Origin of the sequence: Pandoraea iniqua, assembly GCF_902459685.1 — a bacterium.
Classification (GTDB): domain Bacteria; phylum Pseudomonadota; class Gammaproteobacteria; order Burkholderiales; family Burkholderiaceae; genus Pandoraea; species Pandoraea iniqua.
On the sequence record NZ_CABPSF010000006.1, the window covers coordinates 155,033 to 168,172 of the forward strand.

Below are 13,140 nucleotides of genomic sequence, written 5' to 3' on the forward strand. Positions count from 1 at the left end.
TGCGGTGAGTGGTGAAGCCGTCATGAGACAAGTGCCGCGCGACGTCACGAACGAGGCCGTGTGTGACGTCGCCGTGACAGGCTCAGTCGCGAAGCAACGCGCGCACGCGTTCAAGATCTTCGGCCGTGTCGACACCGGGCAGCGGCGCGTCATCCGTCACGAGTACGGCGATTCGCTCGCCGTGCCACAACGCACGCAGCTGTTCGAGTGATTCGGCCGTCTCCAACGGTGCCTGCGGCAGGCTGGGATAGCTGCGCAGGAACTTGGCACGATAGGCGTATAGCCCGATATGCCGATAGACCGGGGTCGTTGCTGCCGGCAGTGCAGCGAGATTCGCGAGCCCGGCGCTCCATGCATCGCGCGACCACGGAATCGGGGCGCGCGAGAAGTAAAGCGCACGGCTATGCGCATCGAGCACGACCTTCACGACATTCGGCGAGAAGATCTCGGCGTTGTCGGTAATCGGATGTGCCGCCGTCGACAGCGCGCATTCCGGGTGGTCGGCGAGATGGCCCGCCACGGCATGCACGAGGCGCGGGTCGATCAGCGGCTCGTCGCCCTGCACATTGACGACGATCGTGTCGTCGGACCAGCCCTGCTGCACCGCGACTTCGGCGAGACGGTCGGTGCCGGTCGGGTGATCGGCGCGCGTGAGCACGACGTCGAACCCGTGGGCGGCAACCGCATCCACAACGCTTTGAGAATCGGTCGCCACGACGACCTGCCGGGCACCCGACTCGCGGGCCCGCTCGGCCACACGCACAACCATCGGCTTGCCGCCGATGTCGGCGAGTGGCTTGTTGGGCAGGCGCGTCGACGCGAGACGCGCCGGGACGACAGCAACAAAATCGGTCACTTGGCTCACGATCCGGCTTTGTCGTCGGTCAGCGGCACCGGCGTGCCTTCGACGGATTGACGGGCTTCGTCGGCCAGCATGACGGGAATGCCGTCACGAATGGGGTACGCAAGCTTATCCGCGTGGCAAATCAGTTCCTGGGCTTTCTTGTCGTACTCCAGGGGGCCCTTGCACAACGGGCAGACGAGAATTTCAAACAGTCGGGTGTCCACGCAATTTCTCCACTACCAGGGATACCAGGCGCGCATCGAGCGCGGCCTCGGCGGGTACGGCCCACACACGCGGGTCGGACCAGGTGAGGCATTTTACTGCATCCTTTTCGGTAATCAGGATGGCATCGGCCGCGACCCCGTCGAACGGATTGGTCGCGAAATCGTAATGATCGGGCAGCGGCAGCGTCTCGATGGTCAGACCCGCCGCGCGCAGCGCTGCGAAGAATCGCTCGGGGGCACCGATACCCGCCGCGGCGAGGATGCGCCGCGAGGCTGAGGCCGGGGCCGCCGAGGCACTGGCTGCGGCCGAAACCGGAGCCGAAACCGAAGCCGAAGCGTTACCGCCGGCAAAGTGAGCGAGCGGCCGCGAGAGCGATGGCTGGCTCACGCACCACGCGTCGCCCAGTGCCAGCGTGAGGCGCCACGTATTGGGCCAGTCAGGCAGCGTCTTGCCGTACGGATCGTTGATGAGGTTGGCATCGCGCCGGCGCGAGAGCGGTTCGCGCAGCGGCCCGGCAGGCAACAGAAAGCCGTTACCGCCAAGCCGGTGATCGAAGACGGCAATTTCGACGTTGCGCGCCAGCGCGTAGTGTTGAAGGCCGTCGTCGCAGACGATGACATCGCATTGGGGATGCGCGGCAAGCAATGCTCGCCCGCCCTCGACGCGTGCCGGCCACACCCATACGGGCACGCCGGTACGTTTTGCGATGAGCAGCGGTTCATCACCGACATCTTCCGGGCGTGACGTTGCGACGACTTCGGTCGGACGCGACAACTGTGCCCCATAGCCGCGCGAGAGCACGCCGGGGCGATAGCCCTGCTGGCGCAGCGCCGCGACCAGCGCGATGACGGTCGGCGTCTTGCCGGTGCCGCCGACGGTGAGATTGCCGACCACGACGATCGGCACCGGTAGGTGTGTCGATGTTTTCCAGCCGCGCCGGAAACTCAGGCGCCGCCATGCGGCCACGCCGGCAAAAATCCACGAAAACGGCCACAACAGCCATGCCATGGCACCGCGCCGCTGCCACTGCGCACTGACCCAATGGACGAGCGAACCGGACAACCGAGGGACCAACGCACGGGCGCGGGCACCCGAGGCACCGGCGGTGCCGTTTTTGCCCGGGGTGCCGGTGGCGTTGCGCTCGTCCGGTGTCGTCATCGGGCGGGCTTGCCGTTGGTGGTATTCGAGCGCGCGGCGAACGTCAGTCGCGACAGACCGGCTTCGCGCGCCGCTTCCATCACGTTGATGACCGATTGATGGGTACTTTTCGCGTCGGCGTTGATGATGATGACCGGCGGTTCGGCCCCGGCGCTCGGCGTGCCAGTGGCTTGCCGCAGCGCCGCCGTCAGGCTTGCCACGTCACGTTGGCCGAGGGCCTGCCGGTCGATGGCATAACTACCGTCCGCACCCACTGACACCACAATCTGGCGCGGCGGCACGACCGCTTTCTCGGCGTCGGCGGTGGGCAGGTTGACCTTGAGCGCGGTGTAGCGCGTGTAGGTCGTGGTGATCATCAGGAAGATCAGGATGACGAGCAGCACGTCGATGAGCGGGATCAGATTGATCTCCGGCTCGTCGCGCGTGGAGAGGCCTCGACGGAAATTCATCGTGCGCCTCGCCGATCAGTGCCGCGGCAGCGTGGCATCGAGGAAATGGACGGCCTGCGTTTCCAGTTCTACGAGGAACGCATCGACGCGCGTGCGGTAGTACCGATAGAAGATCATCGCGGGGATGGCGATCATCAGGCCAAACCCGGTGTTGTACAGCGCCACCGAAATACCATGCGCGAGTTGCGCCGGGTCGGTGCCGGTGGCGTCTTGCGAGCCGAAAATCTCGATCATGCCCACCACCGTGCCGAACAGTCCCATCAGCGGGGCTACCGAGGCAATGGTGCCGAGCGCCGGCAGAAAGCGCTCCAGCTCATGCGCTACCGCACGGCCGGTTTCTTCCAGCGCCTCTTTGGCACCGTCGCGCGGGCCTTGCGGGTTATGGGCAACGTAACGCACGCCGGTGGCAAGCACGCGGCCGAGCAGCGAGCCGCGCGCGAGCGCTTCGGTGGCGTCGTGTTTGGCCGGCGAGCGGCGCGCGAGCGTAATGGCGTTTTCGAGCACGCCGCTGGGCAGCACGCGTGCGCGGCGCAACGACAGGGCGCGCTCGACGATCAGGGCGAGGGCGATGACGGATGCGATGAGAAGTGGCCAGATGGGCCAGCCGGCGGCCTGGATGACGGCGAACAAAGACGACCTCTTGCTTGTTGCGGGGATGGGCAAACGAGTCCGCACTGTAGCGTGCAGGGTGGGGATGGGCAAGCACCGTTTTCCACATCTGACGAGCACAAGGATGTGGACAACCTTGGGATACTTTTGGCAAGTCTTTGACCGCAAGGAGGTTTTTGGTTCGTGATGAAAAAATGAGCAACGAATGGTTTCAGATATGAACACCTCCGCAACCTCTCGATTCCCAAACGGACAAAGACAGCCTGTGGATAACTTTGTGCACATGTCTCCGGGCGCCCGTATATCCTGCTGTCTGTCACGAAAATGCCATGTGACGCGGGTGCGACACCCGCCGGACAGCCCCGTCAGTCAAGGCTTTACCGCCCCGATGTAGGAAAAGTGCGGCGGCGGGGTGCGAAAACCCTTAAATTAACGGGCCTGTGGACAGTTTTTGACCTGCCGAATCGCATGAACCTTTCTTTTGACGACGCCCGGCCCAATCGTGGTGCGGATCGCGTGCTCAGTGTTTCGGATTTGAACAAGGCCGTTGCCGGGGTTCTGGAGCGGAGTTTTCCGCTCGCCTGGGTGAGCGGCGAGATTTCGAACTTCACGCGTGCCGCCAGTGGCCATTGGTATTTCTCGATCAAGGACGCGCAGGCGCAAATGCGCTGCGTGATGTTCCGTGGCCGTGCGCAACACGCTGATTTTTCACCGAAAGAGGGCGACCGCGTCGAAGTGCGGGCGCTGCTGTCGATGTACGTGCCGCGCGGCGAGGTGCAACTGAACGTCGAGGCGATCCGGCGCGCGGGGCAGGGCAATCTCTACGAAGCGTTCTTGCGTCTGAAGGAGAAGCTCGCGGCTGCGGGGCTCTTCGACGCCGATCGCAAGCGGCCGCTGCCGCGTTACGCCCGCCGGGTAGGCGTGGTGACCTCGTTGCAGGCGGCGGCGCTGCGCGACGTGCTGAGTACGCTCGCCCGCCGGGCGCCACATGTCTCGGTGGTGATTTACCCTGCCCCGGTGCAGGGCGCGGATGCGGCCTCGCGTCTGGCCGCAGCGCTCGATACCGCCAACGCCCGCCGCGAAGTCGACACCATTCTGCTGTGTCGCGGTGGCGGCTCCATCGAAGATCTCTGGGCGTTCAACGAAGAAGTGCTCGCGCACGCGATCGCCCGCAGCGAGTTGCCCGTCGTCTCGGGGGTCGGCCACGAGACCGATTTCACGATTGCCGACTTCGTGGCCGATGTGCGGGCACCCACCCCCACGGCCGCGGCCGAGCTGATCAGTGCGGCGCGCGACGAGTGTCTGCGCGAGGTCGACCGCGAGCGGCAACGCCTGACGCGCGCCATGTGGCGCACGCTGGAGCAACGCGCCCAGCAACTCGACAGTCTGTCGCGCGGTCTGGTGTCACCGCGTGAGCGTCTGGCCCGGCAACAGGGGGCGCTGGCCCATCTGTCCGACCGGATGCGTCATGCGCTGGAACGCCCGCTGGCGCAGCGCCGCAGCCGGTTCGAGATGCTGCGCCTGCGTTTTGCGCGCGCCGTGCCCGATGTCGCGTCGCAGCATGAGCGGCTCGCATTGCTCTCGCAGCGCCTGCATACGGCCATGTCACGGCGCGCCGAGCGCTCGACGCAGCGACTCGTCGATGCGACCGCCCAGCTCGAACTCCTCAATCCGCGCCGCACGTTGCAGCGCGGCTATGCCGCCGTGCTCGACGGCCGCGGCCAGCCGGTGCGTGACCCGCGCAAGCTCCAGCGGGGCCAGCAGGTCACGATGCATCTGGCCGATGGCGCGGCGGACGTGAGCATTGGTGATGTCCAGGTCAGGCTAGACGATACTTTTTAGCGATGTCGGAGCGCCAGTGTTAGTGAAGTGCAGACAATCTGCGTCGATTAGTCGGGATCGGCACACAATCGTCACACGTGAAGCGCAAAGTGCGGTGAAACGAGTAACCGTCGGGTTTGCGGGGTTATCGCATCTGCCCTAGAATCGGTGGTTCCGGATAATGCAAATCGGGTTCCCCTCAGAGCACAAAGGACAATCGCCATGGAACACAAGCTCCCTGAACTGCCGTACGCCATCGATGCACTGGCGCCGACCATCTCCAAGGAAACGATGGAGTATCACTACGGCAAGCATCACCAAGCCTACGTGACGAACTTGAACAACCTGATCAAGGGCACCGAATTCGAAAACGCGTCCCTCGAAGACATCATCAAGAAGTCGTCGGGCGGCGTGTTCAACAACGCAGCGCAAGTGTGGAACCACACGTTCTTCTGGAACACGCTGTCGCCGAAGAGCAGCGGCGCACCGACGGGCGATCTGGCCAAGGCCATCGATGCCAAGTTCGGCTCGTTCGACGCCTTCAAGGAAACGTTCTCGAAGTCGGCCGTGGGCAACTTCGGTTCGGGCTGGACGTGGCTCGTGAAGAAGGCCGACGGTTCGGTCGACATCGTGAACACCAGCAACGCAGCCACGCCGATCACCGGCACGGACAAGCCGCTGATCACCATCGACGTGTGGGAACACGCGTACTACATCGACTACCGCAATGCCCGTCCGAAGTTCGTCGAGGCATTCTGGGGTCTGGTTAACTGGGACTTCGCAGCGAAGAACTTCGCTTAATCGAATACCCCGGAACACCCGGAATTCACCGGCAACGAGGTCAACCCTGGCGTCACGCGCCTGACCCGAGCGCGGCGCCTCGCCGGTGAAGCAAAAGCCCATCGCATGCGATGGGCTTTTTGTTTTCAGCCGCCGCCGGTTTGCCCGCAGGGTGATGTCGTTTGATCGGGGTCAACATTCGGATGGGCAAGCGTCGTTAGAGTAACCCCTTCCAACGACCGGATAACGTATGCCAGACCCTGCGCCAACGCGCGATACCTGCTTTTCACCGCCTCGTGCTCGTGCTGCCCAACGCGCGACGCCCGATGCGCAACCTCATTTGTCACAGCATCCGTCGCAGCATTCGTCGCACCAGCGCTACTGGCTGGCCGATGCCCATCTCATGCGGAGTCTGCCGCCTGCGGCGTGGACGCTGTTCCGGTTAGCCGAACACAAGCGCGGCGGCACGGCGTCGCATATGTGGCGTGTCGGCCGGCTGGCGTGGCGTTTTGCACAGGCGTTGGAGATGCCGGCGATCGAAGCGCAGGCGCTCGGTTTGGCCGCAGCGCTGCACGATACCGGCAAGCTTTGTATTCCGAATTCGATTCTGGAGAAGCCGGGCAAGCTGACGGTCGATGAGATTCGAGTGATGCGGATGCACCCGCAGCTCGGGGCCGACATGCTCAATGCCATCGGCGGCGCTGCCTGCGATCTGGCGGCGAACGTCGCGCGCACGCATCATGAGCGGTATGACGGGCGGGGCTATCCGTTCGGATTGTCGGGCAATCGTATTCCGTTGGCCGGCCGCATCGTCGCGCTGGTCGACGTCTTCGACGCGCTGGCGAGCCACCGGCCGTATCGGGCGGCGCTCACACCGGCGCAGATCGTCAAGGCGATGCTCGGTGAGCGGGGACGCCACTTCGATCCGTGGCTGCTCGACCGGTTTTTGGAGCGGGCGCTCATGCCCGCGCTGGCGATTTCAAGTGGCGCGCGTTAGCGCGTCGACTTCGGCAGGCCCGAGATCTTCGCACCCGGCCCGAGGTTCTTGGTCTTGAACCACCCCTGATTCATTTCGAGTGCGTAGCGAATCGGTTCGCGCGGGCAGTGGTTGTCGTCCGTTTGCGGCGCCATGTCTTCAATGTTCACGATCGTGCCGTCGTCCTTGAGAAAGGCGATCGACAGCGGCAGATCGGTATTTCGCATCCAGAAACAGTTCATGGCGCGATTCTCGAACACGAACAGCATGCCGGCATTCGGCGCCATTTTCTGGCGATACATCAGGCCTTGCTCGCGATCGGCTTCGGTCGCGGCCACTTCCGCCTTGATGAGGTACATGCCGGCGGAGAGCTGAATGGTCGGGAAATCGCCGGGTTGCTTGATCTGTTGCGCGGCGGCGGAGGCCGGGGCGAGGGCCATGACGGCAGCGGCGGCAGCGAACGTGGTGCTGGCAGCGAGCGCGGCCAGTTGACGTGAAATCCGGATCACGAACGACTCCTGGGAAGGTCTGAAAACGTCAGACGAATGGCGGGTCATTGTAGCCGCCGGACGAAAAAAAAGCAGGTTGCGTGAGCAACCTGCTTATTACCGTCAGTTGCGCAAAGAAGCTGCGCGACGCGGTACTTACTTGCTGGCGGCGGCCGGCGCTTCAGCAGCCGAAGCCTTCTTCGCCGACTTCTTGTGAGTCGACTTCTTGTGCGTCGACTTCTTCTTGGCAGCCGGCTTTGCGGCGGCGGCCGGAGCTGCGTCAGCAGCCGGAGCGGCCGGAGCAGCAGCTTGAGCGAACACGCCAGTTGCGAACAGGCCAGCGACCAGGGCAGCGATCAGTTTTTTCATGAGATTCCTCGTTGAAGCTCGATGTTTGGGTAGTGAACTCGTTGACCCGCGAAGTGAGTCACCTCTAATAACGTCCATTCAGGACATCGGTTGACAACTCACTCGCGGATTTTTACGACGTGAAGTATTACGGCTTGTTACCAGTCGGCGGTTGGGTCGCAGGACCCTTCTTGGCCGACTTCTTGTGGTGATGCTTCTTATGCGATGCCTTCTTCGTCGGCGCAGCCTTGTCGGCAGCTGCCGCCGCCGGAGCGGGTGCTGCTGCTGCGGGCGCCGCCGGCGCGACAGGTGCCGTCGCCGGCGCCGATTGTTGGGCCATCGCGGCGCCGGACACGATCATGCCGGCGGTCAGGGCGAGCAGCAGTTTGTTCATGACTTGGTTTCCTCGTTTCAATTAGTGGTGCGTATGTTGCGCACCTGTTCCCTCAACGAGTCGAGCGACCGCTTCGTTGACCGGAAAGTGTAAGTATTTGTTGCGGTAGTTCGCACCACTGTCCGGGGGCGAGGTTCAACGCAAAGACGTCGACGGGGCCGATGGCCACGCGCACGAGTCGCAGCGTCGGCTTGCCGATGGCGGCGGTCATGCGCCGCACCTGACGATTCTTGCCTTCGACGAGCCGGATCTCGAGCCAGTGCGTCGGGATGCTCGCGCGGTAGCGAATCGGCGGATGGCGCGGCCACAGCGATTCGGGCTCGGGAATCTCGCGGGCTTCGCACGGCAACGTCATGAAGTCGCCGAGATCGAGCCCGGCGCGCAACCGGGCGACGGCGGCTTCGTCGTAAGCGCCTTCGACCTGCGCCCAGTAAGTCTTGGGCAACTTGCGCTCGGGCTCGGCGATGCGCGCTTGCAGACGCCCGTCGTCAGTGAGCAGCAGCAGGCCTTCGCTATCGGCGTCGAGTCGGCCGGCCGGATAGACGTTCGGCCGCTGCACGCATTCGGCAAGCGTCGGGCGCGTGGGATGCGGCGAGAACTGGCAGATCGTACCGAAGGGCTTGTTGAGTGCGAGAAGTGTCATACCAAGGGAAGAAAATCGGAGATTGCCGATATGAGGCAGTGCGACATTACACGTCACCCGGCATTTTGTGGCCTTTGCGGACTTCGCGGACTTCGCAACAGGGCGGCAACCTCTGTTCAGGCCTGACATGTTAATGCATAATCGGAAAAATCAGTCTTATGTCTTATATAAGACTAAAGGCTTGCTGTACGCAGCGATGAGCGCTGTGACTACAATAGGGCGGTAAACCCGATGGCGATACCGCCGCCTGTCGTGCGTTATCCGATCTATCCAATTGGAGCCCCACCATGTCGTATCAGCACATCAAGGTCCCCGCCGGCGAGAAGATCACCGTGAATAAGGACTTCTCTCTGAACGTTCCGGACACGCCGATCATCCCGTACATCGAAGGCGACGGCACTGGGGTGGACATCACGCCGGTGATGCTCAAGGTTGTCGATGCCGCGGTTGAGAAAGCGTATGGCGGCAAGCGCAAGATCAGCTGGATGGAAATCTACGCGGGTGAAAAGTCGACACGTGTCTATGGGCCGGACGTGTGGCTGCCTGAAGAGACGCTCGAAGTGGTCAAGGACTACGTGGTCTCGATCAAGGGGCCGCTCACGACACCGGTCGGCGGCGGCATTCGATCGCTGAATGTGGCGTTGCGCCAGCAGCTGGATCTTTACGTTTGCCTTCGCCCTGTGCAGTACTTCAAAGGTGTGCCGTCGCCGGTGCGCCAGCCCGAGAAGATCGACATGGTGATCTTCCGTGAGAACTCCGAAGACATTTACGCGGGTATCGAGTGGGAAGCCGAGTCCGAGGGCGCGAAGAAGTTGATCGCGTTCCTGCAAAACGAAATGGGCGTCAGCAAGATTCGTTTCCCGCAGACCTCGGGGATCGGGGTGAAGCCAGTGTCGCGCGAAGGGACGGAGCGTCTCGTGCGCAAGGCGATTCAATACGCGATCGATAACAACCGCGATTCGGTGACGCTCGTGCATAAGGGCAACATCATGAAGTTCACCGAAGGGGCCTTCCGCGATTGGGGGTATGGTCTCGCGAAGCAAGAGTTCGGTGCGACGGAGATCGATGGCGGCCCGTGGTGCAAGGTGAAGAATCCGAAGACGGGCAAGGACATCGTGATCAAGGACTCGATCGCGGATGCCTTCCTCCAACAGATTTTGTTGCGCCCCGCCGAATACGACGTGATTGCCACGCTCAACCTGAACGGCGACTACGTCTCGGATGCGTTGGCAGCGCAGGTGGGCGGCATCGGTATTGCGCCGGGCGCGAACCTGTCGGACTCGGTCGCGATGTTCGAAGCCACGCACGGCACGGCGCCAAAGTATGCGGGTAAGGATTACGTGAATCCGGGCTCCGAGATTCTGTCGGCAGAGATGATGCTGCGTCATATGGGATGGACCGAAGCGGCGGACCTGATCATCGCGTCGATGGAGAAGTCGATTCTTTCGAAGAAGGTCACATACGATTTCGCCCGGTTGATGGAAGGCGCGACGCAGGTGTCCTGCTCGGGCTTCGGCGCGGTCATGATCGAGAATATGTAAGGCGGGAAGCTGCGGTAATCACCGCAGCCATGGCATCCAATGTCATCGCAACCCCGGTTGAGCGCCGCTCGCCGGGGTTTTTTCTGTGATCGATCGACGGCAGCGCCTCATATCATCAGACGATGGCCTGCGCCGCTAACGTCTGAGCAAACGGCCGTCCCGGCGTTCCTGCCACATCGCGGCGAGCGCATAGCTCCCGGCAACGCACAGACTCAGTTGGCTCGATTGCGCGAGGCCTTCGACAATCGTCGATGACATGACGGATAACAGCAGCAAGTATTGCGGGAAGAGTCCAACGCCGAACGCAAACTCTTCAGCACGAACAGGGGCCGCGATTGCGGGTGTGCGACGTGTCCGCCAAATCCGCCATGCCACATAAATGGCGCCGTGAAAGAACGCACCGTACTCGACCCAATTCCCGTCAAATATGAAATTCGGCATCACCGGATATCACCTTCGGCAAAAGAGCCAGATCGCGGACACCGATGCGCCGATTGCGGCACCGATGTAGCGCGGGTCAAAAGGGAAAAAGGGGAGTTCCATGTTGCCGATGGTGACACCGGTCACTGAGATACCGATCACCGTATAGCTTGCGACGCCGCGAAGCTTCTCGCGTGTCTGAGGAGAAATCTTGATCATGAAAACCTGCGACTGAAATTCGAAAGCGACGAAAGGATGGGGGGCATGACAAATACTATTTCGTCGCCATACGTCGGACGCAAGCGTTTACCTGCCGCGAAGCAGCAAATCCGAATAATCCCTAATCGCTGAAATTCAGTGAATTCGCTATTGAACGACCACCGTCGTCGTAACGTGATGATCGCCCGTCGATGGCATACGGCTGGTGAACTCGCGCGGAAAACCGACCGTCCATGTCACGACGTCGGTGCCCGCGACTTTCCCCGCCTGATACCAGACGATCATGCCGGGAAAGCGCATCGTCTCGCAGCGTTGTCCCGCAGGTACGGTGTAATCGATCCACTCGGCGGACACTTCACCGAGCGCAGGGGCGGAGTCGAGTTGAAAGGTGGGTTGTCCGAGTGAGCGGCACAACGCGCTGTAGTTGGGCTGTACCCAGATCGCGACTTTTTCACCGGCGGGAACCGTGATTTCAATCGATGCCGGCGGGTAAGCGGCTTGACCGAAGGCCGCGCCGATCCCCAGCCAACCGATGACGAAAAGGACAACACGGCCCGCACGCCAAACGTTTCGACGGCGGGATGTGGCGCGTGCGGTGATGGCGGTATCCATAGTCGGATCTCCCACCCCCCGGGCGGCCGACTGGGGACGTTCTCAATTCCCGGCATGACGTCGGCACGACAATTCAATTACAGTGCACGCGAGCCCGTATAGCAAGGAGCGGCAACCGATAGATCAAGTGCCGCGCTCGCGGTCGTGGGATCGCACCATCGGGATAACCCGATGCCAACGGAACAACAAACCTGAAAGGGAGCGTGAAGATGAAGGTCAACCGCATCGTTGCAAACATTGCCGTGCCGTCGCCCGAAGCGATGCAGGCCGCGCAACACTTCTATGGTGAACTGCTCGGACTGGATTTGCTGATGGATCACGGCTGGATCGCGACGTATGGCAATGCCGCAAAGATGACCGTGCAGATGAGTGTCGCTACCGAAGGCGGCGCGGGTACGCCCGTGCCCGATCTGTCGATCGAAGTCGATGATGTCGACGAAGCGCTCCTACGTATGCGCGCCGCGGGTGTGGAGATCGAATACGGCCCGGCGGACGAACCTTGGGGCGTGCGCCGCTTCTACGTCCGTGATCCTTTCGACCGGCTCCTCAACATTCTGTCGCATCGATAACCGCCGCACCGCGCGTTCGGCGCGCCATCTCCCCGGCGTAGGGCGCGTGCGACTCACCGCCCATCGAAATACGCCGCCAGTTTCTGCGTTTCGAACGCTTGCACCACGTAGTCGACAAACACCCGCGTGCGCAGGGGCAACTGCTTCTTGTTCGAGTAGTAGACGAACAGGCCGCCGTACTCCTCGCACCAGCCCGGGAGCAGCCGCACCAGCCGGCCGCTATCGAGCAACGGCGCAGCGTGGGGCATCGGCAATAGCGCGATGCCGTAGCCGAGTGCGACCGCATGCGCCATCGCCTCGGGGTCGTCGAAGATCATGCGCGTGCGTGCTTCGACATTGACCCGCTCGCCGCGCGCATTGCGCAGCTCCCACGCGCGCAGTCGGCCCGACATCCCGGAGCGGCGCATCACGCCGTCGAACGACGCCAATTCAGAGGGATGCTTCGGCATCGCCCGATTGGCCCGATTCGCCATATACGCGGGCGACGCGCAAATCACCGCGTAAGTGGGCGCCAGACGTCGCGCAATCACCCCGGGCGTCAACTCGATGCCCCCGCCGATGGCGGCGTCAAAGCCTTCGCTCACGACATCCACGCTGCGGTTATCGAAGCGCCAGTCGGGCACGATGTCCGGATAGCGCGTAAGAAACTCGCCGAGCATGGGCACCAGATACTGCCGCCCGAAGGCGTGCGCCACGCTCACCTTGAGCACCCCGGACGGCGCGCTTTCGCGCTCGGCCGCGCGGGCGACGGCGTCGGTGAGTGCCGCAAAGGGGCCGTCGATCTCCCGCAGGAACGACTCGCCGCCCGCACTCAACGTGAGACTGCGCGTACTGCGGTGAAACAACCGCAAACCGATCTGCGCCTCCAGTCGCGCCACGTTCTTGCTCACCGCCGCAGGCGTGATGCCGAGTCTGCGCGCCGCCGCAGAGAAGCTACCGGTACGCGCACTGAGGACGAAGGATTCGAGCAGGTTCAGGGCTTCCATGTGTCACCTGTTCCATTGGGTTGAAAGTGATGATCGGAATTATGGACTAGTTGGCAGG

Annotated in this window: 18 protein-coding genes; 5 read left to right on the plus strand and 13 right to left on the minus strand. The window is 62.7% G+C overall.

All coding sequences use genetic code 11. The features are described from left to right. Positions 1-82 precede the first annotated feature (82 nt). The 5 genes from kdsB to PIN31009_RS20140 form a co-directional block, all read right to left on the minus strand. Complete coding sequence (gene kdsB, locus PIN31009_RS20120; protein WP_150685844.1) at positions 83-865, minus strand: 3-deoxy-manno-octulosonate cytidylyltransferase; 783 nt, start codon at positions 863-865, stop codon at positions 83-85. Beyond that, on the minus strand, positions 862-1,068 hold the full coding sequence (locus PIN31009_RS20125) for a Trm112 family protein (protein WP_058375822.1): 207 nt from the start codon (positions 1,066-1,068) through the stop codon (positions 862-864). Before PIN31009_RS20125 ends, kdsB begins: the two co-directional genes overlap by 4 nt. Further along, positions 1,049-2,077 carry a tetraacyldisaccharide 4'-kinase gene (lpxK, locus tag PIN31009_RS20130; protein WP_246185786.1) on the minus strand — a complete coding sequence of 343 codons (1,029 nt, stop codon included), beginning with the start codon at positions 2,075-2,077 and terminating at the stop codon, positions 1,049-1,051. The genes PIN31009_RS20125 and lpxK overlap by 20 nt, the downstream gene beginning before the upstream one ends. Before the next feature lie 146 nt (positions 2,078-2,223). After that, the gene (locus PIN31009_RS20135; RefSeq protein ID WP_150791397.1) at positions 2,224-2,676 is read right to left on the minus strand and encodes an ExbD/TolR family protein; all 453 of its coding nucleotides are present in this window, start codon (positions 2,674-2,676) and stop codon (positions 2,224-2,226) included. A gap of 15 nt (positions 2,677-2,691) precedes the next feature. Then, positions 2,692-3,306, minus strand: a complete 615-nt coding sequence (locus tag PIN31009_RS20140) for a MotA/TolQ/ExbB proton channel family protein (RefSeq protein ID WP_058375820.1) — start codon at positions 3,304-3,306, stop codon at positions 2,692-2,694. 447 nt (positions 3,307-3,753) lie between these two features. On the opposite strand from PIN31009_RS20140, the gene xseA reads away from it, so the two are divergent. From xseA to PIN31009_RS20155, 3 genes are all read left to right on the plus strand, one after another. Continuing rightward, positions 3,754-5,127, plus strand: coding sequence for an exodeoxyribonuclease VII large subunit (xseA, locus tag PIN31009_RS20145; protein WP_150685847.1), 1,374 nt, complete (start codon positions 3,754-3,756; stop codon positions 5,125-5,127). 201 nt (positions 5,128-5,328) lie between these two features. Beyond that, entirely contained in the window at positions 5,329-5,907 is a 579-nt protein-coding gene (locus PIN31009_RS20150) for a superoxide dismutase (protein WP_150685848.1), read from the plus strand. 229 nt (positions 5,908-6,136) lie between these two features. After that, positions 6,137-6,883 (plus strand): HD-GYP domain-containing protein, encoded by a 747-nt coding sequence (locus PIN31009_RS20155; RefSeq protein ID WP_150791398.1) that lies wholly within the window; start codon positions 6,137-6,139, stop codon positions 6,881-6,883. On the opposite strand, the gene PIN31009_RS20160 is transcribed toward PIN31009_RS20155, so the two are convergent. The 4 genes from PIN31009_RS20160 to PIN31009_RS20175 form a co-directional block, all read right to left on the minus strand. Further along, the gene (locus PIN31009_RS20160) at positions 6,880-7,371 is read right to left on the minus strand and encodes a DUF192 domain-containing protein (protein WP_246185770.1); all 492 of its coding nucleotides are present in this window, start codon (positions 7,369-7,371) and stop codon (positions 6,880-6,882) included. The genes PIN31009_RS20155 and PIN31009_RS20160 overlap by 4 nt on opposite strands. A 135-nt stretch (positions 7,372-7,506) precedes the next feature. Next, positions 7,507-7,719 (minus strand): hypothetical protein, encoded by a 213-nt coding sequence (locus tag PIN31009_RS20165; RefSeq protein WP_058375815.1) that lies wholly within the window; start codon positions 7,717-7,719, stop codon positions 7,507-7,509. Between the two features lie 127 nt (positions 7,720-7,846). Further along, on the minus strand, positions 7,847-8,092 hold the full coding sequence (locus tag PIN31009_RS20170; RefSeq protein ID WP_087691371.1) for a hypothetical protein: 246 nt from the start codon (positions 8,090-8,092) through the stop codon (positions 7,847-7,849). A gap of 52 nt (positions 8,093-8,144) precedes the next feature. Next, positions 8,145-8,735, minus strand: coding sequence for a pseudouridine synthase (locus PIN31009_RS20175; protein WP_150791399.1), 591 nt, complete (start codon positions 8,733-8,735; stop codon positions 8,145-8,147). A 287-nt stretch (positions 8,736-9,022) separates the two neighbouring features. Between PIN31009_RS20175 and icd the strand changes: the two genes are divergently transcribed. Continuing rightward, positions 9,023-10,276, plus strand: a complete 1,254-nt coding sequence (gene icd / locus PIN31009_RS20180; protein ID WP_150791400.1) for an NADP-dependent isocitrate dehydrogenase — start codon at positions 9,023-9,025, stop codon at positions 10,274-10,276. Between the two features lie 135 nt (positions 10,277-10,411). On the opposite strand, the gene PIN31009_RS28370 is transcribed toward icd, so the two are convergent. From PIN31009_RS28370 to PIN31009_RS20190, 3 genes are all read right to left on the minus strand, one after another. Continuing rightward, positions 10,412-10,534, minus strand: coding sequence for a hypothetical protein (locus PIN31009_RS28370; protein ID WP_281355888.1), 123 nt, complete (start codon positions 10,532-10,534; stop codon positions 10,412-10,414). Between the two features lie 192 nt (positions 10,535-10,726). After that, complete coding sequence (locus PIN31009_RS20185; protein ID WP_150685852.1) at positions 10,727-10,915, minus strand: hypothetical protein; 189 nt, start codon at positions 10,913-10,915, stop codon at positions 10,727-10,729. Positions 10,916-11,062: 147 nt separating this feature from the next. Then, the gene (locus PIN31009_RS20190) at positions 11,063-11,527 is read right to left on the minus strand and encodes a hypothetical protein (protein ID WP_150791401.1); all 465 of its coding nucleotides are present in this window, start codon (positions 11,525-11,527) and stop codon (positions 11,063-11,065) included. Positions 11,528-11,736: 209 nt separating this feature from the next. Between PIN31009_RS20190 and PIN31009_RS20195 the strand changes: the two genes are divergently transcribed. Beyond that, on the plus strand, positions 11,737-12,096 hold the full coding sequence (locus tag PIN31009_RS20195) for a VOC family protein (RefSeq protein ID WP_150685854.1): 360 nt from the start codon (positions 11,737-11,739) through the stop codon (positions 12,094-12,096). A gap of 53 nt (positions 12,097-12,149) precedes the next feature. Here the strand turns inward: PIN31009_RS20195 and PIN31009_RS20200 are convergent, their stop codons facing one another. After that, entirely contained in the window at positions 12,150-13,082 is a 933-nt protein-coding gene (locus PIN31009_RS20200) for a LysR family transcriptional regulator (protein WP_150791402.1), read from the minus strand. Between the last annotated feature and the right edge of the window lie 58 nt (positions 13,083-13,140).